This is a genomic window from Ensifer sp. NPDC090286 (assembly GCF_044769565.1).
Classification (GTDB): Bacteria; Pseudomonadota; Alphaproteobacteria; order Rhizobiales; family Rhizobiaceae; genus Ensifer.
Map to the genome: position 1 here is coordinate 512,285 of NZ_JBIVYF010000002.1, position 23,148 is coordinate 535,432.

Genomic DNA, 23,148 nt, shown 5'->3' on the forward strand with positions numbered 1-23,148 from the left:
GACTGGTTCATTCTCTTGGCGAAGCGTTGCCCGCACGGCTCTCCTACCTTGTCGATTTCTCCAACGACCGCTGGCCTCGCGCCATCGCCTGTGCGCTGAACCGGTGCCGGCTGACGGGCGTAGAGGCAGTGGCGCGGTCGCGGTGAACGTCGGTCGCAGAACAATGCCAGGGGATTTCGGCGCGTCGAGCGCTTAAGGCAGGAGGGGCAGTTGAGAAATCTGATCGCGCTGTTGATCTCAGTGACCCTGGCGTTGGGGGCCGGCGAGGTAATGCTGCGCGTGTTCACGCCGTTTCCGATCGGAACGCAATCGCACCGAACCACCGACGAGAAGTACGGCTATCGTCTCGATCCTACCCTTTCCGGCGTTGACGGGGACGGCTTTCGCGACCCGGCAGGCGCACGGCAGGACTTTCACGTCGCCGCAATCGGCGACTCGATGACCTATGGCAACAACGTCGAGAGCGGCCAGGCCTGGCCGGCCGTCTTCCAGGCCATCACCGGCGAGCACACCTACAATTTCGGTATCGGAAGCTACGGCATCTACACCTACCACGCGCTCATCCACGACGCGCTGGCACAGGGAGCCAAAGGCGCGATCGTCGCTATTTTCCCAGCCAACGACTTCGCGATCGTTTTTTCGGCCTGCGATATCATGAACGCGCGTTCCGACTTCTGGCTTGCAGAACAGGCGCGGCTTCACCTGCAGGCTCTCTTCAGCCCGACCGGAAGCCATACGCAATGCACCAAGGCACGATCGGCGAACATCAAGACGAAGCTGTTCGAGAACGTCGCGCTTCTGAGCGCTTATCAGTATGCGGTTAAGGACCGTGTGGCGAACTTGTATGCGCGCCTGTTTGGCGCGGGCGGCGATGAAACCTCAGACTATTACCGGTTCCCGGACGGGATCCCGCCCGTGTCGCGGCGCTATGTGGATGATGCCGGTCGAATGAGCGATTTGGCTTCATCCGAGACGGCAGCGATGTTTGGCGACTTTGAACGTTTCGCGGCCGACTGGGCCGCGCAGGGACGGGGACGGGTGGGACTGTTGCTCATTCCGTCCAAGGAGCGTGTGGTTTTCGAGCATCTTCGGCGCAGTGGCCAGCTGGCCGTTGCCGATCCCGGCTTCATCCGCAGTGTCGAACGTCAGATCGCGCTTGAGGATAAAATTCGGGAAGTCGCCGGCCGCCTTGATCTGTCGTATCGTAGTGCGGTCGACGCAACGGCCGATGCCTTGCTGGATGCGATCTTGGCCGGGCAGCGCTTTTATCCTGACAACGACGGACATCCGTTTGAAGCAGGCTACAGGGCCTTCGCCGGAACCGCGTCGTCCCTCTGGAGCGAGATGAAAGCAAGAGCTGCCGAGACGCATGACTGAACGTCGAGGAGCGGCGGTAGCCGCCGCTGCCGAAGACGGGCAACGGTGCCGGAGCGCATGGGTGTCGTCCGGTCAAACACGTGCACTCCCGATCGGTTCAGACCGTGCCGATCAGCATGAAGCGGGTGTATTTTTTCGTCGGCAGCGCGCCGGCGAATTCGACAGTCGTCAGCGCCGCCTGTTTGGCGAACTCCTCGACCGAGGCCACGCAGTTGATATGCGTCGGCTCGCTGAAATAGTCGTTGGATTGCAGTAGAACCCGCGTGCCGGCCGGTATGCGATCGAGCCACGCCTTGAGGTCCGCGATATGCTCGCAGCTCGTGTTGATCACCAGGTCCGCCTTGAGCGCTGCGTAGTCGATCGCGTACATGTCCGCCGTCACGGCGTGAAACTTGTCCGGAAAGGCAGCGTTCAGGGTCCGCGCCACTGTTTCGACGTCCGGGTCGATGTCGAAGCTGTCTACGGCTGCCACGTCGAAGCGCTGGTCTTCCAGAAGCATGGCGCCGAGAATACCGTACCAGCCGCCGAGAATGGCGATCTTGCCATAGGAGGGGCCCGCGACCTCAAACAGCGTATCGCGCGCCCAGACCTTGCAGGCGACCTGCTTGTGGTTGAAGGCATTGGCGATGTGTGCGTCGGGATGCTTGGCGATCACCCGTCCGATCCCTTCGATCAGCGGACTGCGCGTATAGGCGGCGATGCCACGCGCGAGATCGAAGGCATGCTCGTACCAGTCGCGGGTTTGGGCAGGGGGATGGCTGGTGTGTTTCATGCGGCCGTTGTAAGCTGCGCATTGAGCGAGTGCAATAACGGCGTGTTCCTTTGGGAACGTCGACCTCTGCGTCGATAGTATATAAGCCGCCTGTTGGAAACCGCGTCCATTGCAGATTTCCCTCGCACCTGCATAATCGATCAACCGGATTCGGCGCCGGGCGGAATATGCAGGCGTCCCTTCAGGAGCGTGCCCTAGGGCACCGTCCGGAGGTGTCGCCGAAGAGTGATGCGTGCAGGGGACATGTGGCAACCCGGCCCGCCAGCAGCAGTCGTGTTCAATAAGGTCCTATCGCCAGTAACATGGAACCACGCCTTTCCCGCTATATCTGGACCCACACGCGCAAGGACCAGCTTTGGATCCTGGTTGTCGTCGCGCTGTCGATGATCCCTTACTTCCTGTCGTTCGATCTGCCGAAGCAGATCGTCAACGGGCCGATCCAGGGCGATGGCTTCGACAGTCCGGAGGCCACGCAGGCCTTTCTGCCGATATCCTTCGACCTGCCGTATTTCGGCACGTTCAATGTCTTTGACGGCTTCCAGCTCGGCCGCGAAGGCATGCTGCTTGCCCTCAGCCTGGTGTTCTTGGCGTTGGTGGTGGTCAACGGTCTCTTCAAATTCTACATCAACACGTTCAAGGGACGGCTCGGCGAGCGGCTGTTGCGGCGCATCCGTTTCGAACTCGTCGACCGGGTGTTGCGCTTTCCGCCCAGCCATTTCAAGCGGGTGAAGCCCGCCGAAATCGCGACGATGATCAAGGACGAGGTCGAGCCGCTCGGCGGTTTCACCGGCGATGCCTTCGTCTCGCCCGCGTTGCTCGGCGGCCAGGCCTTGACGGCGCTGGTGTTCATCCTCCTGCAGAGCTTCTGGCTCGGGCTGATCGCAACGCTGATCGTCGCGGTTCAGGCGATTATCATTCCGCGCATGCGCAAGCGGCTCCTCGTGCTTGGACGCGAGCGGCAGTTGACGGCGCGCGAGCTCTCCGGTCGCGTCAGCGAGATCGTCGACGGCATCGGCGCGATCCGCGGTCACGACACGTCGAACTACGAGCGCGCCGACATTGCGGCTCGCCTCGGCCGGATCTTTCAGATCCGCTACGACCTCTACCAGTGGAAATTCCTCGTCAAGTTCATCAACAACTTCCTGGCGCAGGTCACGCCCTTCCTGTTCTACGCGATCGGCGGTTATTTCGCCCTGCAGGGTCGCCTCGACATCGGCCAGCTCGTCGCCGTCATCGGCGCCTACAAGGACCTGCCGGGTCCGCTGAAGGAGCTGATCGACTGGGACCAGGCCCGTCAGGACGTCCAGGTGAAATATGCGCAGGTGGTCGAGCAGTTCAGTGTCGACACGCTGCTCGATCCCAAGGTGCAGGCGGTGGCGACGACCGCTGCGGTGCCGCTCGCCGGCCCGCTTGCGGCCGTCAATCTGACGGTGATCGACGACGGCGGCTCGACGTTGCTCGACCATGTCTCGCTGCAGGTGCAGCCCGGCGAGAAGGTGGCGCTGATGGGCGGCGGCGAAGTGCTCGCCGAGGCCTTCGGCCGCCTCGTCTGGCCGGCAAGCGGCAAGGTGCTCGTCGGTGGACAGGACATTCTGGAGCTGCCGGAATCGGTGACCGGCCGGCGTATCGCCTATGCTTCGTCCGACGTCTACGTCTTCCAGGGCAGCCTCGGCGACAACATCCTTTACGGGCTGAAGCATGCGCCGCTCACGAACGAGGTCTATGAGGGCGAGCGTGCCACGCACCGCAAGTGGGAGGTGACCGAGGCCCGGCTGGCCGGCAACCCGTATCTCGACGTCAACAGCGACTGGATCGACTATGGATCCGCCGGGGCGAACGGGCCGGACGATCTGCTCGTGCAGATCCGGCCGGTTCTCGACGCCGTGCTTCTGACCAACGACGTCATGGCGCTGGCCGTGCGTTCGACCATCGATCCCCATGAGCATGCGGAGTTTGCCGCTGGCATCGTCGAGATGCGCAGTGCGCTCCGGCAGCGTCTGGAAAAGGAAAAGCTCAGCGACCTCGTCGTGTTCTTCGAGCCCGGGACCTACAACGTCGAGGCGACGATCGGCGAAAACATGCTGTTTGGCACCATCACCGATCAGGTGGTGTGGGCAGACGCGCTGGAGAACCATCCGTTCTTCAAGACGATCCTGCAGCGGGTCGGCCTGCGCGACGTCTTCTACGAGATGGGCATCGAGATCGCCGAGAACGTCGTCGAACTGTTCCGCGACTTGCCGCCGGATCACCCGTTCTTCCAGCAGTTGACATTCATGACCGCCGAGGAAATCCCGGTCTATGAGGCCATTCTCCAGAAGGTCCGCACCAAGGGCAAGGGCGAAGTCTCGGAAGACGATCAGATCAAGGTGCTGAGGCTGTGCTTCGACTATATCGAGCCCCGGCATCGTTTCGGTCTCTTGACCGATGAGGTCATGGCGAAGATCGTCGCCGCCCGGCGCGAGTTCGACGAAGGCCTGCCGGCCGATCTCGCAGGCATGATCGAGCACTACCGTCCGAACCGCTTCATCGCGTCCGGCAGCATCATCGATAACGTGCTCTTCGGGCGTATCGGTCACAAACACGCCGACGGCTCGGAGAAAATCCGCGCCATCGTCCGGGACCTCTTCGAGGCCGGCGGCCTCTACAACGAAGTGCTTTCCTTCGGCTTCGACTTCAATGTCGGCGCCGGCGGCAAGCGACTGACGGCCGCGCAGCGGCAGAAGCTCGATCTTGCGCGCGCGTTGATCCGCAATTGCGATTACTACATCTTCAATCAGCCGCTCCTGGCGCTCGACCAGCGTGTCCAGGAACAGGTCGTCCGCAACGTTTTTGCGATGCTCGATCAGGGCGGGCGCGATCCGGCGGTGATCTGGGTCCTCGCCAATCCAGCGTTGACGGACCTCTTCGACCGCGTCGCCCGTTTCGAGAACGGGCGCCTGCTGCACGACGCCAATGTGGATGAACGACCTGACTATAAGGAAATGGCATCTTGATGTAATATTAATGTCAGGGCACGAGCATATGGTCCCGCCGCGATGCGGGAGGCAAGTTGCTCCCGACGGGAACTCGGAGACACGGATTGTGATGTTGCTCAAAGATGAAGTCGAAATGCTGCGCCGAATAACCCTGTTCTCGGGATTGCCGCCGGCAAAGCTGAAACTTCTGGCCTTCACGTCCGATAGGGTCATGTACAGCGCCGGCGAAGCGCTCTTCTACCAGGGTGACATCGGCGACGCCGCCTATGTCATTCTTTCCGGCAAGGCCGAGGTGTTGATCAATACGGCGAGCGGACCGTTCACGATCGCCGAAGTCGAGCAGAATTCGATCGTCGGCGAAATCGCCATTCTCTGTAATACGCCACGCACGGCGACCGTGCGCACCAGCACGCCGCTCGAAGCCCTGCGCATCCGCAAGGACGATTTCCTTAAGCTTCTGGCCGATTTCCCCGAGATGGCGGTGGAAATCATGCGTGTTCTCGCCGACCGCCTCGCGCAGACGACGGCAGAACTCAGCGAGGCCCGCGGTTCGATGGAGCCGGTGGACGCCTGACGGCGGCGGCTCCCTTGTACGGGCGATCCTTCCCGAAAATGCAGACGGTGATGCGCCGGGGCAGTCATTCGCCTCGGGCATACGAGCCCTTCGCAAAATCGATTCCGCTTCGTCCGGATATGGGTTAGAGAAACGCCATGCGTTCGATCACCTATTTCCACAAGACCGTTCAGTTTCCCGACAAGCCGGAAAAGAAGCGCTTTTTCGCGCGGCTGCAGAACGGTGACTGGGAGCCCTGCACGTTCCAGAACATCGAACGCCTGGTCGACGCCAAGACGACCTTCATCGACATCGGCGGCTGGATCGGCGTGACGCCCTATTGGGCGGCACAGATTGCCGACAACGTCATCACGGTCGAGCCCGACCCTGTCTGTTTCGGCATCCTCAAGGAAATGCAGCCGGAGAATTGCGGCGAGGTGCGGGTCATCAATGCCGCTCTGTCGGAGGATGACGTTCTCGTGTTGCATTCCGTCGGCGGCGGTTTCGGCAGCTCCGAAACATCGGCCCTGATCGCCGACGACGACGGCGAGGCGATCAGGGCGCGTACCGTGACGATCGCAACCCTTCAGGACATGGCCCGGACCGAACGGCTCTGTTTCAAGATCGACATCGAAGGCTACGAGTATCGCGCGCTGGACCAGTTCCGAACGATCGATCGGACGCGGACGGCCGGTGTGCTGCTGGCGGTCCACCCGCAGATCCTGTTTGCGTCGCTGACGGGCTCCAGGCTGTCACGTGTCCTTCGCACCATGACCGCCACTGTCGGGCTGATCCGCAGCTTCGAAGGTTTCCGCCTCGACAATCCCTCGGCCATCTGGACGGCGCTGCGCAAATCGATCGCGCGCCGGGAGTTCCGCGGTTTCGACCTGCTGTTCGTGGCTCGCGAGGGCAGCCGCTGAGGACTGCTGGCAGCTCAAATTCGTTCCGTGTCTTCAGAACGCGAATGGCGATGCTCCGGGCATTCGCCGAGAACCGAAACGATCCCCGGTTCGGTTAACCATGCCTCCGCTTAAAGTTAATTCTTCGTTTCAAGATGTTACTTCCGGTGGTATAAGTCCGCTGTTGCTATTTTCTGGTTTCGGTTGTGGCGCGTCGCGGAGGGCGGTCGCATGTCCTGGTTATACGTTGCCGGTGTCGCCTATGGCCTGACCGCGTTTTTTCTCGTGGCGATGACGTATCTCGAGGGCTTGCAGGCGCATGCACCCTGGAACATGTATCGCTTCGCCGGGCTTCTGGTCTGCGTTTTCTGGCCAATCCTGTTTCTGTATCTGATGCTCAGGATGGCATCGAAAAGACGAATTCCGGAGCGCTGACGGCAGAGGCCAGCGGCGCTCATCCTCAAGGCGGCGCCTGAACGGCGGTATTTACCATACAACTAGAAAATGCCGGAGATTAACCCATGATTCCGTCATGCGGTTTATGGTCCGGCAGTGATCGAACGGTGTGAAAGTATCTCGGCATGTGCGGTTACGGTGGCTATTTCGGGTCGGTCCCGGAGGCGGAAATCCTTCTCAAAAGGATGGCCTCTGCGATCGCGCATCGCGGCCCGGATGAAAACGGTATTCTTGCCGCGCCGGAGGCCGGGCTCGCCCATGTGCGGCTCTCGATCGTCGGTCTCGGCGACGGCCAGCAGCCGATGTCCGATGAAGCCGGCGACCTTTCGATCGCCTTCAATGGTGAGATCTTCAACTACGTCGAATTGCGCGAGGAACTGCGCGCCAAGGGGCGGCGGTTCCGCACCGGGAGCGACACCGAGGTCATCCTGCACCTCTACGCCGAGATGGGCGAGGACTGCCTGTCCGTCCTCAACGGCGACTTCTCTTTCGCGATCTGGGATCGACGCCGCCAGCGCATGATGTTGGCGCGCGACCGCATGGGCGTGCGCCCGCTGTTTTATACGACCCATGGCGGGACGTTCTATTTCGCTTCCGAAATCAAGGCTCTGCTTCAGGTTCCCGGCATTTCCGCCGAACTCGATCCGGTTGCGCTCGACCAGATCTTTACCCTTTGGGCGCCGATCGCGCCGCGGACCGGTTTTCGCGGCATTCACGAGCTCGAGCCGGCTCACCTGATGATCGTCGAGAAGGGCAGGACGTCGATCCGCCCCTATTGGCAACTCGACTATCCGGATCACGACGCGCCGCCATTGTTTACGGATGAGCGCAGCGCGGCTGAGGAATTGCGCGCCCTTCTTAGCGATGCGACCCGGATCCGCATGCGGGCCGACGTGACCGTCGGCTCCTATCTTTCGGGCGGGCTCGACAGCTCCATCGTCTCGGCGCTTGCAGCGGGAATGGCGCCACAGGGGCTGCGCACGTTTTCCGTAACCTTCGATAGCGTCGAGCACGACGAGAGTGCCTTCCAGATGGAAATGGCGAAGGCTCTCGGCACGCATCATAGCGCGGTCGCCTGTCGCGCCGGCGACATCGCGAAAGTGTTCCCGCAGGTCGTCCGTTTCGCCGAACGTCCAATCATCCGCACGGCGCCGGCTCCGCTTTACCAACTCTCGGGCCTCGTGCGCGAGCAAGGGCTGAAGGTCGTACTGACAGGCGAGGGCGCCGACGAGGTTTTTGCCGGCTACGATATCTTCAAGGAGGCGCGGGTGCGCCGCTTCTGCGGCCGCCAGCCCGGTTCGAAGATCCGCCCGCATTTGTTCCGGAAGCTCTACCCCTACCTGCCCGGCCTGCAGCAGCAATCGGCAGAATATCTCGCCGCATTTTTCGGCGCCGGCGACGTGCCGCTCGACGACCCGCTGTTTTCGCACCACCCGCGGTTCAAGAGCACGGCCGCGACCAAGATCTTCTTTTCTCCCGATCTGCGCGCCACGCTGAAGGGCTACGACGCGGCCGAAGATCTGGCGAGCAGGCTTCCTGCCGAATTCGGTCGCTGGCATCCGCTGCACCAGGCGCAGTATCTCGAAAGCCGTTTCCTTCTGCCCGGCTACATTCTCTCCAGCCAGGGCGACCGCATGGCGATGGCGCACGGGATCGAGGGACGCTTCCCGTTCCTGGACCACCGGCTCGTGGAGTTCGCGACGCGCCTGCCGCCGGAAATGAAGCTGAAGGGCCTGGTGGAAAAACACATCCTGCGCGAAGCGACAAAGGATCTGCTTCCGCGGACGATCGGTCAGCGCACAAAGCAGCCCTATCGCGCGCCCGACAGCCATTCGTTCACCGGCGCCGGCGAACTGGATTACGTTCGCGATGCCATGAGCGAGACGCGCATCGGTGACAGCGGTCTGTTCAATGCCAAGGCCGTGAGCAAGCTCTACGAGAAATGCCAGTCGCAACCGACCACCGGCTTCAGGGACAACGCCGCCTTCGTCGGCATCCTGTCGACGCAGCTCTGGCTGCAGACCTTTACCGGCACCAGCATCCGCGCCGCTCAAGCGGCCTGAAACCCATTGGGAAAGGACATGAAATGACGGAAACGATTAAGGACAAGGTCAGGGCCTTTGTCATCGAGAACTTCCTGTTTGGCGATACCTCCTACGATCTCGCCGACGGCGCATCGCTGATCGAGAACGATATCATCGACTCGACCGGCGTTCTCGAACTCGTCGCCTTCATCGAAGACCAGTTCGGCATTGCCATGGCCGACGCCGACATCGTGCCTGCGAACCTCGATTCGCTCGCGCGCATCTCGGCCTTCATCGAGGCAAAGGCCGGAGTGCCGGCCACGGCCTAACCAAGACCCGAGGGCGTTCCATGCGGTTCGAGCAATTTCTCATCGGCAATGCGGCACGGCATGCGGCTAAGACGGCGCTGGTCACCGATCGCAAGCGGCTCAGCTACGGCGAGTTCGACGAGCTGTCGAACCGGCTGGCGGCCGCGCTGGCTAAGGCAGGCGTCAAGCGCAACGACCGCGTCCTCGTGTTCATGGACAATTGCTGGGAGGCGGCCGTCTCGATCTTTGCGATCCTGAAGGCGGGCGCGACCTTCAGCCCGATCAACGCCTCCACCAAGGCGGACAAGCTCGCCTACATTATCGATGACTGCGAGCCGGCCGCGATCCTGACGCAGGCCAAGCTGATGCCGGTGGTGGCGGAAGCCCGGGCGCAGAGCAGCGGCAAGGCCGACATCTTCGTTGCATCGACCGCAGCCCCCAGTGGTCAGTCGCCTGCCGGCGCGGTGCCCTTCGAGGGCTGCCTGTCGGCAGCGGCGACGCCGGTGCCGCATCGCGGCATCGATGTCGATCTGGCGATGCTGATCTACACGTCGGGTTCGACCGGGCGCCCGAAGGGCGTGATGATGACCCATCGCAATATCGACGCGGCGTCGGAATCGATCACCACCTACTTGCGCAACGAGCACGACGATATCATCCTCAACGTGCTGCCGCTCGCCTTCGACTATGGCCTCTACCAGTTGCTGATGGCGATCAGGCTCGGCGCGACGCTGGTGCTCGAAAAGTCCTTTGCGTTCCCGCATGCGATCTTCGAGCGCATCCGCGAGGAGGGCGTCACCGGCTTCCCGCTGGTGCCGACGATGGCGGCGATGATCCTGCAGATGCGCGATCTGGAGCCGGGGTTCCTGCCGAGCCTGCGTTATCTCTCCAACACCGCCGCGGCGCTGCCGCCGCCGCACATCGCCCGCCTGCGTGAGCTTTTCCCGGGCGCGCGGCTCTATTCGATGTACGGGCTGACCGAGTGCAAGCGCTGCACCTATCTGCCGCCGGAGGAACTGGATCGCCGGCCGGGCTCCGTCGGCATCGCCATCCCGAATACGGAAGCCTTCGTCGTCGACGACGAGGGCAGCCGCGTGCCGCCGGGCGTTCCCGGCGAACTCGTCATCCGCGGGCCGCATGTGATGCAGGGCTACTGGCGCAACGACGCGGCGACCGAGCGCATGCTACGGCCCGGACCGAACCCATGGGAAAAGGTGCTCTATACGGGCGACCTCTTCCAGACGGACGAAGAGGGCTTTCTCTATTTCGTCGGCCGCAAGGACGACATCATCAAGACCCGTGGCGAGAAGGTGGCGCCCAAGGAAGTCGAGACCGTGCTCCATGCTCATCCCGGCATCGCCGAGGCCGTCGTGGTCGGCGTGGCCGATCCGGTGCTCGGCCACGCGATCGCTGCCCTTGTGGTGCGCACGGATCCTGACTTGACCGACAAGGATATCATCCGCCACTGCACCCGCCACCTCGAGGATTTCATGGTACCGAAGATCATCGAATTCCGCGCCGAACTGCCGAAGACGGATACCGGCAAGGTCAGCCGTCGACTTGCCGCCGAGACGATGGAGCCTGCACAATGAACATCAGAACAACCGGGGGCACGGGCCTGTTTTCGGCCGAAACCCTGACGATCGACCATGCGGCCGAGACCGACCGCATCGTTTCCGGCTTGCGCGGGCAGTTGCGCTCCATGAAGAAGCGCGGTCTGGTGCTCGGGCTCTCCGGCGGCATCGACTCGAGCGTCTCTGTGGCGCTTGCGGTGCGCGCGGTCGGCGCCAAGAACGTCTTCTGCCTGTTCATGCCGGAAAACGATTCCGATCCGGAAAGCCTGCGCTTCGGCCGGCTGGTGGCTGAAACCTTCGGCGTCGAGGCGATCGTCGAAGACATCGGGCCGACGCTCAAGGCCATGGGCTGCTACGAGCGCCGCGACGCCTTCATTCGGGAACTGGTTCCGGACTATGGCGACGGATGGGCCTCGAAGGTCGTCATCGCCAATGCGCTCGAGGGCGAAGGCTACAACATCTCGTCGCTGGTGGTTCAGAGCCCTGAAGGCGTGCAATCGAAACACCGCATGCCGCCATCGGTCTATCTCGGCGTCGTCGCTGCCACCAACATGAAGCAGCGCACCCGCAAGCAGGTCGAGTACTACCATGCGGACCGGCTGAACTTCGCCGTGCTCGGTACGCCGAACCGGCTGGAATACGACCAGGGCTTCTTCGTCAAGAACGGCGATGGCGCCGCCGACGTCAAGCCGATCGCCCATCTCTACAAGTCGCAGGTCTATGCGCTTGCCGCCCATCTCGGTGTTCCCGCCGAAGTTTGCCGTCGCCCGCCGACGACCGACACCTATTCGCTGGAGCAGACGCAGGAGGAGTTTTATTTCTCCCTGCCTTACGATCGCATGGACCTCTGCCTATACGGCCTCAACCACGGGATCGAGATCGACGACGTCGCCAAGGCGGCCGGCCTGACCGTGGTGCAGGTCGAACGGGTCTGGGCCGATATCGCCGCCAAGCGCAAGGCGACGCGCTACCTGCATCTCGGGCCGCAACTGGTGCAGCCCGTGGAGGAGATCGCCGGCTATTGAGGCCTGGCCGGACCGCCGGTCACGCTCAAGAGAAGCTGCCGCCGATCAGCCGGCTCCAATATTCGCCGGAAATACCGTTGAAGAAGCCCTGTCCGTCGCGGCAGGCTTCGACAATCTGCTGGTCGCGCGAATGCACGACGGTCGAGGCGACGTGCACGAAGGCGATGCGTCGGCCGAGCATGGCTTCCATCAGCGCCGGCTGCGTGCGTCCGCGCAAGCCCGCAAGGCCCCGTCTCGACGCCGCGTCGACCAGGCAGTCGATGACCGGCCCGGCCTGCCCTGGCCGCGCCAGGATCTGCAGGACCCGACCGATTTCACCGGCCTTGGCGTAGTAGGCGAAGGCCCCGACGACGGCGCCCGTGCGGGCCGTTACCAGCGCGTAGACGAGCTCGCCTTGCTCCGGCTTCTTTTCAGCATCGGCTAGGATGTGGTCGAGCTGGCCATCGCTCCATTCGGGGCGAAGTGGAAATTGCGCGGTGAACTGGTCGACAACGGCGGCAAAGCCGCTGCGGTCCGTCTCGGTCGCGGTGAAGCCGGCCGGTGCCGCTCCCGCTTCGGGAAGGGCGGACCAGCGCTGCTCGCCCTGGCCCATGCGCTTGCGATAGAAATTGTCGAGCGCACGCGCGAAGGGCGCGGCGAGCCGGGCGGGCTTGATACGGTTCGAGGCGACGCTGAGGCTGAACGTCGCCGGACGGATGACGCGCACCCAGTCGAGGCTGTACTGCGGCAGGACCACGCCGCGAAGCCGCGTCCACATCTGCACCGAGACTTCGCTTGCCGTCTCGCTGAACGATAGATCCTGCAGACCGGCGAGGAACGCCTTCATGAGGCGCGCTCCCGCCAAGGGATCGCTTTCACGGTCTTCCGCCATCAGCGATCCGCAGATCGCGGCGCGCAGAGGCCGACCGTTCAGCGTCATCGGCAGCGCGTTGACGCCGACGAAACCGGTGATCCGGCCTTCGTCGTTCACATGCACCAGCGGTCTGATTTCCGCATCGGAGTTCGGTCCGTCGAGATAGAGCTGCCGCATATAGTCGGCAAGGGCTGGCGAAGTGGTCCGCTCCTCGCGGAACACCCGCTGGAACATTCCGGCGACCGCTGGAACGTCCGCGTATTCTAGCGAACGGATTTCGCTCATCGGGCGAGCTCTCCGGTGCCCGCCGCCGCCGGGTCGGCGATTTTCTGGACAATGGCGACACGCGGTTTGCCGTCGCGGTCGGTCGCGAAGGTGACCGGTGCATAGGCTTTCGCCCGTGAGAGAAGGGCGGCTGCCTGCCGCTCCTGGCCCTCGCCGAACTCGAACAACAACCAGCCTCCCGGCTTCAGGAAGGCAAGCGCGTCGCGGATCAGGCGCTGATGGATGGAAATGCCGTAGGGGCCGCCATCGAAGGCTTCGCGCGGCTCGCTCTCGAGCAGGTGCGCGCGGTCGCCCTCCAGCCGGCCGGTCGAGATATAGGGCGGATTGCAGACCACGACGTCAATCTTGCCTTGCAGATCGTCGCTTTCAAGCGCCGCGAAAAGATCGCCCTGCCGGATGGAGACGCGCGAGCCGAGGCCGAGCCGATCGACGTTGCGGCGGGCAAGCGCGACGGTGCTGTCCGTCAGATCCGCGCCCCAGACACGCGCCGAGGGGATCTCGCTGGCGATGCCAAGGGCGAGGTTGCCGGAACCGCAGCACATGTCGATGATGGTGACGTCCGAAGGGCCGCCTTCAAGGATCGAAACGGCCTTCCTTCCAAGAAGCTCCGTTTCTTCCCGCGGAACCAGGACGTCGGGCGCAAGTTCCAGTTCGACACCCATGAACCGGTGCAGTGTCGCGGCCCGGTCTTCGGTCGGTCGGTCGGTCGGATTGATGTCGTCGTGCGCCACGGCCGCTCCTCATGTCGCTGGAAAACTCTGTAGACGTGCGGACCGCAGCCTAGTGTAATTGAGTAAACGGAAGCTGAAATACAATTGCTGCGAGCACGTTAACCGCGCAATCATTTCTGCCTGTTACCGTGCGCGTGATCAGAGGCGGGTGCTCGCTGTCATTGAACGCTTTTTGAGCGTAACAATGAGCGGTTGAGATCAAGGGCAGATCGGAATGGCTTCGGAAGGTGTGAAGGAACGCGCGCACAAACCGTTCCTCTCGATGATCATATCCTATGCTGCATCCGGCGGCAGCCTTGTCATTGGCTCGGCTGCGCAACTCCTGACCTTTGCGATCCTCGCGCGTTTTCTCGGCGTGCATGAGTTCAGCGTCTTTGTCGCAATCACGGCCGTTGCCAACATCGCGGTTCACCTGTGCGGTCTCGGCGCGATGGAGTGCCTGGTGCGCCGCGTCGCGCGCGACCGCAGCATGTACCCGCAGATGCTCGGCCACAACATCATCCTGACTGCGATCAGCGGCGTGCTGCTGGTGTTGCTTGGCGCGGCGGTGTTGCCGTTCTTCTTCACGCTTTCGCCCGATCCGGTGACCAATGTCACAGTGATCACCTTGATGCTCGTGACCAACATCATCTTCGTGCGCGTCATCGTGCTGGCGGAGCAGATCTTTCTCGCGCATTCGAATTTTGCCTCGGCCAACAAGGTGGTCGTCGGTTTCGCCCTGGCGCGCACCATCGCTGCAGCGCTCGCCTGCATCGCCTTCGGAGTGGCGTCGGTTGCCTCCTGGGCCGTTTGGCAGTTCGTGTGCCATGTGATCGTGGCCTTTGGCTGCTGGCGGGCGGTCAAGGGACTGGGACGTCCGACCTACGGGATCGTGCGGGAAGAGCTGCCGCTCGGGCTCTATTTCAGTATCCCGTTCATCCTGCGCGCAGTGCGGCAGAACGCCGATCTTCTGGTCCTGAGCCTGGTCGCGAGTGCCGAGGTCATGTCCAGCTACAGCGTCGCACGACGCATGCTGGAGAGCAGCTACCTGTCGGTCGAGGCCTTGAACCGGTTGATCTATCCCGGTTCGGCAAAGGCGACCGCAGCCGGCCTGCACCATGCCTTCGAGCGCGTGCGCAAGGTGCTGTTCGCGGCCACCTCGATCAGCATTGCTGCGGCCGTCGCCGTCTTCGTGGTGGCGCCGGTGCTTCCCTATCTCTTCGGCAAGGACTACGTCTCCCTCGTTTCCTTCGTTCGCATCCTGTGCTGGGTCGTCGTGCCGCTTGCCATGTGGTCGGTGGCGATGGAGGCGCTTGGCGCGTCCGGCCATCATCCGGCCCGCGCGTCGGTCATGGGTCTTGGCAGCGTGCTTGGGGCGGCACTCACCGCTTGGGCGACCTGGTACGCACCGCCGACAGGCACGTTCATTTCCTTCTACGTGATCGAGATCGCGATGGTGATCGTCTCATGGGCGGTCTTCCTGCGTTTCGTGCGGCGCGATCGGGAGCAGGCCGGTGCAGCTTCCCTGTCGACGGGGGTGGCGCATGGAGGCTGAGCTGGGGAAAATCCAGGCTGCACGGTCGCTCGGACGGGAAATGCCCCGCATGGGCAATGTGCGTGCCATGGAACCCCGGGATATTCCGGCCGTCAGCAGCATGTTCACCCGGATCTTTCGCAAGCGGGAGCAGGACGCGAGCCCGGAACTGCAGAACTATGTCGAGACCATCTTCTTCGGCAGCCCCCTATACGCGCCTGAACACGGCAGCATCGTCTACGACGACGGCTCCGGCAGCATCGGCAGCGCCATCCTGGCACTTCCCATGGAGTTCACGGTCAACGGCCGCCGGACGGTGGCGAAGCTTCTCTGCGCCTTCATGTCCGAAGGCAAGGCCGGCGCGGTCGGCGCCGCCTGCCTGGCGCGCGCCATGCGGGCGACACGCCAGGACATGTGTTTTTCCGACAACTCGTCTCCGGTCAGCGCCGATCACTGGGTTGCCGGCGGAGGCGTCGTGCTGCCGATCCAGAGTCTCGACTGGCGTCGCTCCTTCCGGCCGTTCAAAGCCTGGGGGTTGACGGTTAGTCGGCAAGTGCGCCCGCTCCGATCCCCGATCCTTTCCAAGCCGCTCGCGCTTGCCGACCGGCTGTTGCGGCGTCGCCGCCCGCGTACGAAACCCGATCCGGTGGCCGGCTGCACGACGCACGCCATCGACCCCGCCGCCTTCGTCGATCTCGCAGAACCGATGCTGCAGCGCTTTTCCGTGAGGCCGGTCTGGTCGCGAAGCGAGTTCGACTGGCTGGTGATGGTCGCGCGATTGAACACGCCGCTCGGCGATCTTCTCTGCCGCGAGGTTCGAGACGAGAGCGGGCGCGTCATCGGCGCCTATCTCTACTTCGGCAAGGCCGGCGAGCGGGCGACGGTGCTCAATGTCGTCTGCGAGGCCGGCCGCGAGTTCGACGTCACCGCACAGATGTTCCATGCGCTTGACGCCGAAGGCTATGCGCTCGCCGTCGGCAGCTCGCAGCCGTTCCTCATGAATGCGATCTCGCGCCAGAGATGGCTGTCTTTCCACCATCGCGGCTATTTCTGCATGGTGACGCGGCATGCCGATCTGAAAGACGCGGCCCAGCGCAACGATATCTATGTCGGCGGCCTGGCATCGGAGAGCTGGAGCCGGTTGTTGACCGACTTCTGAAGCCATGGGTTAAGCGACAATCCTGCCGTTTAACGGAATATTCACCGTACAACCTTAATTCTGCGCTAGAAGGCGGCTCGCGGGGTCACGATCTTCGCGTCTTGATGGGCGTGCGTGAGGGATGCTTATGTATAGGCCGGACGAGGCCGGAAAACAGGGGGCCAGTCAACCGGCACGCGAGCAGCGTGCACCGGTCGAAAGAGGCTCGTTGCTCGATCTGCTCTCGTCGGACCTTCACGAAGCGGAGGCTGCCGCCGACAGGTCGGCAACAGACAGGCCCGCCGAAATCCAGCGCCAATCCAGAGATATTCCGAACGCCACGCCCCACCCCACTGACGTGGCGCGTCCCGTGTCCAGGACGGCTAACGCGCCTCGTGATAGCTATTTTCCCGGGTTGAGCGGCCTTAGCAGGATCGGCATCGACGATATCATCGGCTGGTTGCGCGACGGGCTCATCTGGATCGTGCTGGCGCTCGTCCTGTGTGTGGGCGGTGCGCTCGCCTATGCGATGACGGCGACGCCGCGCTATACGGTCTACACTGATATCGTCGTCGATCCGTCCAACCTCAACGTCGTCAGCGATGACGTTTTCACCAGCAACCCGCAGCGCGATGCGCAATTGCTGGAAGTGGAAAGCAAGCTGCGCATCCTGACGTCGCGCAATGTGCTGTCGCGGGTGATCACCCAATTGCGCCTCACCGAGGATCCGGAATTCGTGAAGCCCTCGGCCTTTAGCTCGCTGAAGAACCTCTTCTCGACGAAGGCGGAACAGCAGGCCGGAAACGAGCTTGCCGCCATGCGCGCCTTGTCGGAGCGGGTGGAAGCCCGGCGCGAAGAGCGGTCCTTCGTGGTGGTGATGAAGGTCTGGAGCGAAGAGCCTGCGAAAGCGGTGACGCTGTCGGATGCGATCGTCGCGGCCTTCGAGCAGGAGCTGTTTCAGTCCGCCGCCGAGAGTGCCGGTCGCGTCGCGCAAAGCCTCAACGCCCGGCTCGACGAACTTCGCCACAACGTCACCGAAGCCGAACGGGCGGTTGAGGATTTCCGCCGCAAGAACGGGCTGCAGTCGACCAATGACGGCCAGCTCGTGAGCAATCAGCTTTCGAACGAACTCAACACCCAGGTCCTCGACGCCCAGCAGCGCTTCATCCAGGCCGATACCCGCTACCGACAGATGAACGATGCGATCGCGCAAGGGCGGACCGCAAGCGCCTCCGAGTTCGAATCCGTCAACATGACGAATCTGCGCGAACAGTACAACGTGCTGCAGCAGCAGATCGCCTCCATGCAGCGCACCTATGGCGAGCGCCATCCGCGCCTCGTCAACGCGCGCTCGGAGCGCGCGAACCTCGAATCGGCCATGGCCGACGAAGCGCGCCGCATCCTCGATCGCGCCAAGGCGGACATGGACCGGGAGCAGCAGGCCTTTTCGGCCTTGCGCGCCAAGGCGAGCGACGAGAAGTCGAACGTGTTTTCCGACAACGAAGCCCAGGTACAGCTGCGCGATCTCGAAAGGGACGCCCGCGCCAAGGCCGCCATCTATGAGACCCACCTGGCGCGTGCCCAGCAGATCACTGAACGCCAGCAGATCGACACGACCAATGTTCGCGTGATCTCGCGCGCCTTGCCGCCGAATGCACGCAGCTGGCCGCCGCGCACCGTGGTTCTGCTCGCCGGCGGCGGCTTCCTCGGGATCGTTCTCGGCATATCGCTCGCGCTTGCCCTCGGTCTGTGGAGATACATCCGTCGTCCGCAGCCCCTGGCGCCGTGAGAGGGCGGCCATCGTGCCCGATCTCAGCGGCAATCCGGTCAACTCTGCCGAAACCCTGAGGGTCCGCGTCGGGACCTTCCTGTTCCTGGCGATTTCCATCTACTACTGGATTCCCTTCCATTCCTTCGTCGACCTGACCAAGGAAAGCCTGCTGGAGCCGGGCGGTGACAATTCCAGCCGGCTGAACCAGATCGTGGCCTTGCTGCTGTTTGCCGGCGCTTCTTGTTACGGTGTGCTGCATCCGATGCGGCGCGGGCTGATGCAGCCGCGGGTGCTGCTTGCGGTTCTGCTTTTGTGGGTGCTCTTTGCCTGTCTGGTTTCCGCTCATCCGGCCAACGGCATCAAGGCGATCATCCTGACGACGATGGTCGCGGTCAACGCCAACGTCTATCTGCTGCTGCCGGCCAACGAGCGGCACTTCGCCAAGATGCTGGCGATCTCGACGCTCGTCATGCTCGCGGTTGCCTATTACGGCGTTCTGTTCAAGCCGCTTCTGTCCATTCACCAGGCCAACGAAGTGCTGGAGCCGATGCATGCAGGGCTGTGGCGCGGCCATTTTCGTCACAAGAACGAAGCGGCCGTCGCCATGGTGCTGGCCTCGTTTCTCGGCCTTTACGTCCTGCATCGGTGGTCGAAGCTAGCCGGCGTGACCATCGTTGGCCTCGCCTTCTTCTTCCTCATCCACACGGGAGGGAAGACCTCGACGGCGATGCTGCCGGGCATCCTGCTTCTGGCATGGCTGTTCGAACGCGTACGCCTGATGCGCATCCCGATCGCGATCGGCGGCGTGGCCCTGTTCAATCTTTTCGCCGTCGGGTCGGCCGTCTTTCGGCCACTTGGCGAATTCGTCACGTCGCTCGGCATTGACGCGACCTTCACGAACCGCGCCGACGTCTGGCGCTTCGCCTTTTCGGTGATCGCCGAACAGCCGTTTATCGGGCGCGGCTTCAAGGCTTTCTGGCAGACCGAGGAAGTGGTCTTTAGCGGCGGCGGCATCGAGACCTGGGCGGTTCGCGCCGCCCATGCACATAATTCCTATCTCGAGACGCTTCTGGTCATCGGCATACCCGGATTGATCCTCACGCTGCTCTGGCTGGTGGTGCTCCCGCTTTATCATATCTCGCGCATTCCGCCGGCCCGGCAGCGCAGCGATCTCACGCGGCTGTTCCTGCGGATCTGGCTCTATTCGATCTACAGCGCCAGCCTCGAGGCCTTCTTCTTCGATGGTCCGAACGTGCTGTGGTTTACCTTGCTCTTCGCGATTTGCGGTTTGCGCCTGCAGTCCTCGGCAGCGCTTGCAACCGAACCACGCCCGCTTGCACAAAGGATGGTGGCGCATGCCTAGTTTTTCACAGGCTCTGTCGAGGGTCGACGGCCTTGTCGACCGCGTCGCCAACCGGCTGATCTGGCGTCTCGCGGCGAAACCGCGTGACGTTATAACCGATGCGCCGCTTGTCTCCTTCACCTTCGACGACGTGCCGGACTCAGCACTGCACAACGGCGCCGCGATCCTCGAACGTCATGGCGTGCACGGAACGTTTTATATCGCCGGAGGGCTTGGGGGGCGGGTCGAGACGGATCGCACCCTGATCTCGCCGGAGGGCTGCGCCGAGCTCGCTCGTCGGGGTCACGAGGTCGGCTGCCACACCTATTCCCACAGCAAGATCAGGCGTCTGGGCGGAGGCGGGCTCGCCCGGGATCTCGACCGCAATGCCGCCTATCTCAGGCAGAGCGGCGTCAGTGCGGCTGCAACAAACTTCGCCTTTCCCTACAATGCCGCCTGGCCGCCGGCGCGGCGGGAACTGGGGCGCCGCTACCGCACTTGCCGTGCGGCCGGCGAGAGCGTCAACCGCACGGCCGTCGATCCGCTGATGCTGAAGGCCGTCGAGATCCGGCAGCCGGAGGCGGACGCTCGAGCGCTCACGGGCTGGATCGACGATGTCGTCGATCGACCGGGCTGGCTCGTGTTTTTCACCCACGACATCGCCGCGCGTCCGACGCCCTACGGCTGCACGCCCGAGACCTTCGAGACCCTGGTTCGCTATGCGGTTGAGAAGGGCTGTGTCGTGTTGCCGGTCGAGCAGGCGCTCGACAGGCTCGGCTGGTAGGAGGGCGCATGTCGGGGCAGGGGAACGGCGGCAACAGGCTGCTCGCCATCAACAACTACTTCTATCGCCGCGGCGGCGCGGAGGCGGTCTTTTTCGACCATATGAAGATGTTTTCGGATATCGGCTGGGACGTGGTGCCTTTCGCCATGCAGCACGAGGATAACGAAGCCTCGCCATGGTCCGACTATTTCGTCTCCGAGATCGAGTATGGCCGGCGCACCAACCTCCTGCGCAAGGTGGTGCAGGCGGCAAGCGTCATCTACTCGCGCGAAGCGCAGAAGAACGTCAGCCGGCTGATCGAGCGCGCCCGGCCCTCCGTCGCCCATGCTCACAACGTCTACCACCATCTTTCGCCGGCGATCTTCTCGACGCTGAAGGCGGCCGGCGTCCCGGTCGTCATGACCGCCCACGATCTGAAGCTCGCCTGTCCCTCCTACAAGATGCTGCGTGACGGTGCCGTTTGCGAGGACTGTCGCGGAGGGCATATCTACAACGTCTTGCGTCATCGCTGCATCAAGGGGGAGACGACGCTGAGCGCCGTCGTGCTCGCCGAAACCGTCGTTCACCGCGGCCTCGGTCTCTACCGCAACAAAGTGGACCGCATCGTCGTACCGAGCAAATTCTATGTCGAGAAGCTGGTCGAATGGGGCTGGCCGCGGGAACAGATGGTCCATATCCCGAACTTCGTCGATGTCGACGACTATTCGGCCGACTGGGTCGAGGCCGACTATTTCGTCTTTGCCGGACGGCTGGCCCCGGAGAAGGGGTTGGCGACGCTGATCCGCGCGGCGGCCGCATCGGGCCAACGGCTGGTGATCGCCGGAACCGGGCCCGAGGAAGCGATGCTGCGTCAGCTGGTTGCGCAAACCGGCGCCGACGTAACCTTTGCCGGCTATCTCTCCGGCGAGGCCCTGCACCGCCTGATTGGGCAGTCGCTGGCGCTGGTTCTGCCTTCCGAATGGTATGAGAACGCGCCGATCAGCGTGCTTGAGGCCTATGCGTTGGGGCGGCCGGTGATCGGAGCCTCGATCGGCGGCATTCCTGAAATGATCCGCGAGGGCGAGACCGGCATGACCGCGATTTCGGGGGACGCCGACGATCTCGCCCGCGTGCTCTCGACGATGGCCGGTCTGCCGGCTGCCGAACGCGCTGCGATGGGGGCTTCGGGCCGACGCTGGATCGCAAACGAGTTCTCCGCCGCCGCCTATCGGCAAAGGACGATCGACCTCTATTCCAGGCTGGGCGCGGTCTGATGGCGTCCGCCATTAACGTTACGATACAATTTGTAGTAACCTGGGCTCGCGCTATGGTTTTCGGTCATTTATATAAGGGGTAAATGAAATATCTTGGCGGTGATTAAGTATATCGCCCTAGTAAACGGAACGGGCAACCTTCGAGGCGACACATGAGCAGAAAGTCTGATGTTTCGCGAAGTCATCGCCAGCAACAGCCGGTGATTGCGCAGGAGATGGTACAGACCGGACTGTCGGACGGCGCCGGCCGGCTGCCACTGCAAAGCGCCGCACGCGCTGGCCGACAGCACGGCCACCCCGCTCAGAGCGGCGCGCTGGCCGCACGCGGCGAGCGCAAGCGTGTGATGATGCTGGGCCTGCGCGGTATCCCCAACGTTCAGGGCGGCGTCGAGAAACACGTCGAAATGCTGGCGAGCAAGCTGCTTGGATACGGCTGGGACGTCGAGGTGGTCGGACGCCGCGGCTATCTGAAGGATCGCGAGGCTTACGCCTGGAATGGGGTGGACGTCGTTCCTATCTGGGCGCCGCGCCGTATGGCGCTGGAAGCGATCGTCCATACCTTCCTCGGTGTCTGGCTCGCCGCCTGGCGGCGCCCGGATGTCCTGCACATTCATGCCATCGGCCCGGCGCTGATGACGCCGCTTGCGCGCTTGCTCGGTCTCAAGGTCGTGGTGACCCACCATGGCTACGATTATGACCGGCAGAAATGGGGCGGGTTTGCCAAGCGCACGCTGAAGCTCGGCGAGCGCCTCGGCATGCGGTTCTCGAACGGTCGCGTGGCGATTTCGAAGGACATCGCCGAGACGATGCACGCCCAGCACCATGTTGCGATGACGCTGGTGCCGAACGGCGTCCAGGTAACCCCGCCGACGGGAGAGGCCGGCACTCTCGCGGAGTTCAGCCTGGAGCGGCGGCGCTATATTCTGCTCGCCGCCCGCCTGGTTCCGGAAAAGCGGCAGCTCGATCTCATCCGTGCTTTCGCCAAGTGCGGCCTCAGCGACACGAAGCTCGTTCTTGCCGGCGGCGCAGAGTTCGAGACGCCCTATGCCAAGGAGGTGAGGGCGCTTGCGCACGACGTGCCGGGCGTCGTGCTCACCGGCTTTCAGACGGGCGACAGGCTGGCGGAACTCTTCGACAATGCCGCCCTCTTCGTGCTGCCGTCCAGCCACGAGGGAATGCCGATTGCGCTGCTCGAGGCGATGGCCTACGGGCTGCCGGTCCTGGCAAGCGATATCGTCGCCAATCAGGAGCTGGAGCTGGCGCCCGACGAGTATTTCCCGTTGGGCGATATCGATGCGCTGGCGTCCGGCATCGTGGACAAGCTCGCAGCCCCGCTTAGCGACGAGGAGGTGCGCGAACGCGCCGCGCACGCCGAAGCCGCCTATAGCTGGACAAATGTGGCGCAAAGGACCGCGGCGGTGTATAGCGCGTTGCTGGCGAAGTAGCCGGGCGTTCGCGTCCGCCGTGTCGCCGGCCGGAGCCTGCCTCGTGCGTTCACCGCACACCGCTCTCCTC

19 protein-coding genes are annotated in these 23,148 nt (G+C 63.2%); 16 read left to right on the forward strand and 3 right to left on the reverse strand.

From position 1 onward, the window contains the following. Window positions 1-210 precede the first annotated feature (210 nt). Complete coding sequence (locus tag ACIQUG_RS12555; protein ID WP_402321792.1) at window positions 211-1,377, forward strand: hypothetical protein; 1,167 nt, start codon at window positions 211-213, stop codon at window positions 1,375-1,377. A 97-nt stretch (window positions 1,378-1,474) separates the two neighbouring features. Here the strand turns inward: ACIQUG_RS12555 and ACIQUG_RS12560 are convergent, their stop codons facing one another. Continuing rightward, window positions 1,475-2,149: a class I SAM-dependent methyltransferase gene (locus tag ACIQUG_RS12560; RefSeq protein WP_402321795.1), complete on the reverse strand. Its 675-nt coding sequence runs from the start codon at window positions 2,147-2,149 to the stop codon at window positions 1,475-1,477. A 302-nt stretch (window positions 2,150-2,451) separates the two neighbouring features. Here ACIQUG_RS12560 and ACIQUG_RS12565 point away from each other — a divergent pair, with 302 nt between their 5' ends. From ACIQUG_RS12565 to nadE, 8 genes are all read left to right on the forward strand, one after another. Then, the gene (locus ACIQUG_RS12565; RefSeq protein ID WP_402321798.1) at window positions 2,452-5,142 is read left to right on the forward strand and encodes an ABC transporter transmembrane domain-containing protein; all 2,691 of its coding nucleotides are present in this window, start codon (window positions 2,452-2,454) and stop codon (window positions 5,140-5,142) included. Between the two features lie 91 nt (window positions 5,143-5,233). Then, window positions 5,234-5,698, forward strand: coding sequence for a cyclic nucleotide-binding domain-containing protein (locus tag ACIQUG_RS12570; protein ID WP_402321801.1), 465 nt, complete (start codon window positions 5,234-5,236; stop codon window positions 5,696-5,698). 137 nt (window positions 5,699-5,835) lie between these two features. Next, complete coding sequence (locus ACIQUG_RS12575) at window positions 5,836-6,597, forward strand: FkbM family methyltransferase (protein ID WP_402321804.1); 762 nt, start codon at window positions 5,836-5,838, stop codon at window positions 6,595-6,597. A 210-nt stretch (window positions 6,598-6,807) separates the two neighbouring features. After that, the gene (locus ACIQUG_RS12580) at window positions 6,808-7,011 is read left to right on the forward strand and encodes a hypothetical protein (RefSeq protein ID WP_043613717.1); all 204 of its coding nucleotides are present in this window, start codon (window positions 6,808-6,810) and stop codon (window positions 7,009-7,011) included. A gap of 146 nt (window positions 7,012-7,157) precedes the next feature. Then, a complete protein-coding gene (gene asnB / locus ACIQUG_RS12585) occupies window positions 7,158-9,095 on the forward strand; it encodes an asparagine synthase (glutamine-hydrolyzing) (protein WP_402321807.1) in 1,938 nt (645 codons plus the stop codon). A gap of 23 nt (window positions 9,096-9,118) precedes the next feature. Continuing rightward, window positions 9,119-9,385, forward strand: a complete 267-nt coding sequence (locus ACIQUG_RS12590; protein WP_034799210.1) for an acyl carrier protein — start codon at window positions 9,119-9,121, stop codon at window positions 9,383-9,385. 20 nt (window positions 9,386-9,405) lie between these two features. Further along, window positions 9,406-10,956 carry a class I adenylate-forming enzyme family protein gene (locus ACIQUG_RS12595; RefSeq protein WP_402321812.1) on the forward strand — a complete coding sequence of 517 codons (1,551 nt, stop codon included), beginning with the start codon at window positions 9,406-9,408 and terminating at the stop codon, window positions 10,954-10,956. Beyond that, on the forward strand, window positions 10,953-11,963 hold the full coding sequence (gene nadE, locus ACIQUG_RS12600) for an NAD(+) synthase (protein WP_402321815.1): 1,011 nt from the start codon (window positions 10,953-10,955) through the stop codon (window positions 11,961-11,963). Before ACIQUG_RS12595 ends, nadE begins: the two co-directional genes overlap by 4 nt. A gap of 25 nt (window positions 11,964-11,988) precedes the next feature. Here nadE and ACIQUG_RS12605 read toward each other — a convergent pair whose 3' ends face one another. Continuing rightward, window positions 11,989-13,101, reverse strand: coding sequence for a hypothetical protein (locus tag ACIQUG_RS12605; RefSeq protein WP_402321818.1), 1,113 nt, complete (start codon window positions 13,099-13,101; stop codon window positions 11,989-11,991). After that, a complete protein-coding gene (locus ACIQUG_RS12610; protein WP_402323017.1) occupies window positions 13,098-13,763 on the reverse strand; it encodes a N5-glutamine methyltransferase family protein in 666 nt (221 codons plus the stop codon). The genes ACIQUG_RS12605 and ACIQUG_RS12610 overlap by 4 nt, the downstream gene beginning before the upstream one ends. Before the next feature lie 283 nt (window positions 13,764-14,046). Between ACIQUG_RS12610 and ACIQUG_RS12615 the strand changes: the two genes are divergently transcribed. The 7 genes from ACIQUG_RS12615 (at window position 14,047) to ACIQUG_RS12645 (ending at window position 23,078) form a co-directional block, all read left to right on the forward strand. Further along, window positions 14,047-15,366 carry a lipopolysaccharide biosynthesis protein gene (locus ACIQUG_RS12615; RefSeq protein WP_402321821.1) on the forward strand — a complete coding sequence of 440 codons (1,320 nt, stop codon included), beginning with the start codon at window positions 14,047-14,049 and terminating at the stop codon, window positions 15,364-15,366. Window positions 15,367-15,415: 49 nt separating this feature from the next. After that, on the forward strand, window positions 15,416-16,504 hold the full coding sequence (locus ACIQUG_RS12620) for a GNAT family N-acetyltransferase (RefSeq protein WP_402321823.1): 1,089 nt from the start codon (window positions 15,416-15,418) through the stop codon (window positions 16,502-16,504). A 127-nt stretch (window positions 16,505-16,631) separates the two neighbouring features. Next, window positions 16,632-18,272, forward strand: a complete 1,641-nt coding sequence (locus tag ACIQUG_RS12625; RefSeq protein ID WP_402321825.1) for a GumC family protein — start codon at window positions 16,632-16,634, stop codon at window positions 18,270-18,272. 13 nt (window positions 18,273-18,285) lie between these two features. Further along, window positions 18,286-19,617 (forward strand): O-antigen ligase family protein, encoded by a 1,332-nt coding sequence (locus ACIQUG_RS12630; RefSeq protein ID WP_402321828.1) that lies wholly within the window; start codon window positions 18,286-18,288, stop codon window positions 19,615-19,617. After that, window positions 19,610-20,380, forward strand: a complete 771-nt coding sequence (locus tag ACIQUG_RS12635) for a polysaccharide deacetylase family protein (RefSeq protein ID WP_402321831.1) — start codon at window positions 19,610-19,612, stop codon at window positions 20,378-20,380. Before ACIQUG_RS12630 ends, ACIQUG_RS12635 begins: the two co-directional genes overlap by 8 nt. Before the next feature lie 8 nt (window positions 20,381-20,388). Then, window positions 20,389-21,633, forward strand: a complete 1,245-nt coding sequence (locus tag ACIQUG_RS12640) for a glycosyltransferase family 4 protein (protein ID WP_402321834.1) — start codon at window positions 20,389-20,391, stop codon at window positions 21,631-21,633. A 344-nt stretch (window positions 21,634-21,977) separates the two neighbouring features. Beyond that, window positions 21,978-23,078 carry a glycosyltransferase family 4 protein gene (locus ACIQUG_RS12645; protein ID WP_402323018.1) on the forward strand — a complete coding sequence of 367 codons (1,101 nt, stop codon included), beginning with the start codon at window positions 21,978-21,980 and terminating at the stop codon, window positions 23,076-23,078. Window positions 23,079-23,148 lie beyond the last annotated feature (70 nt).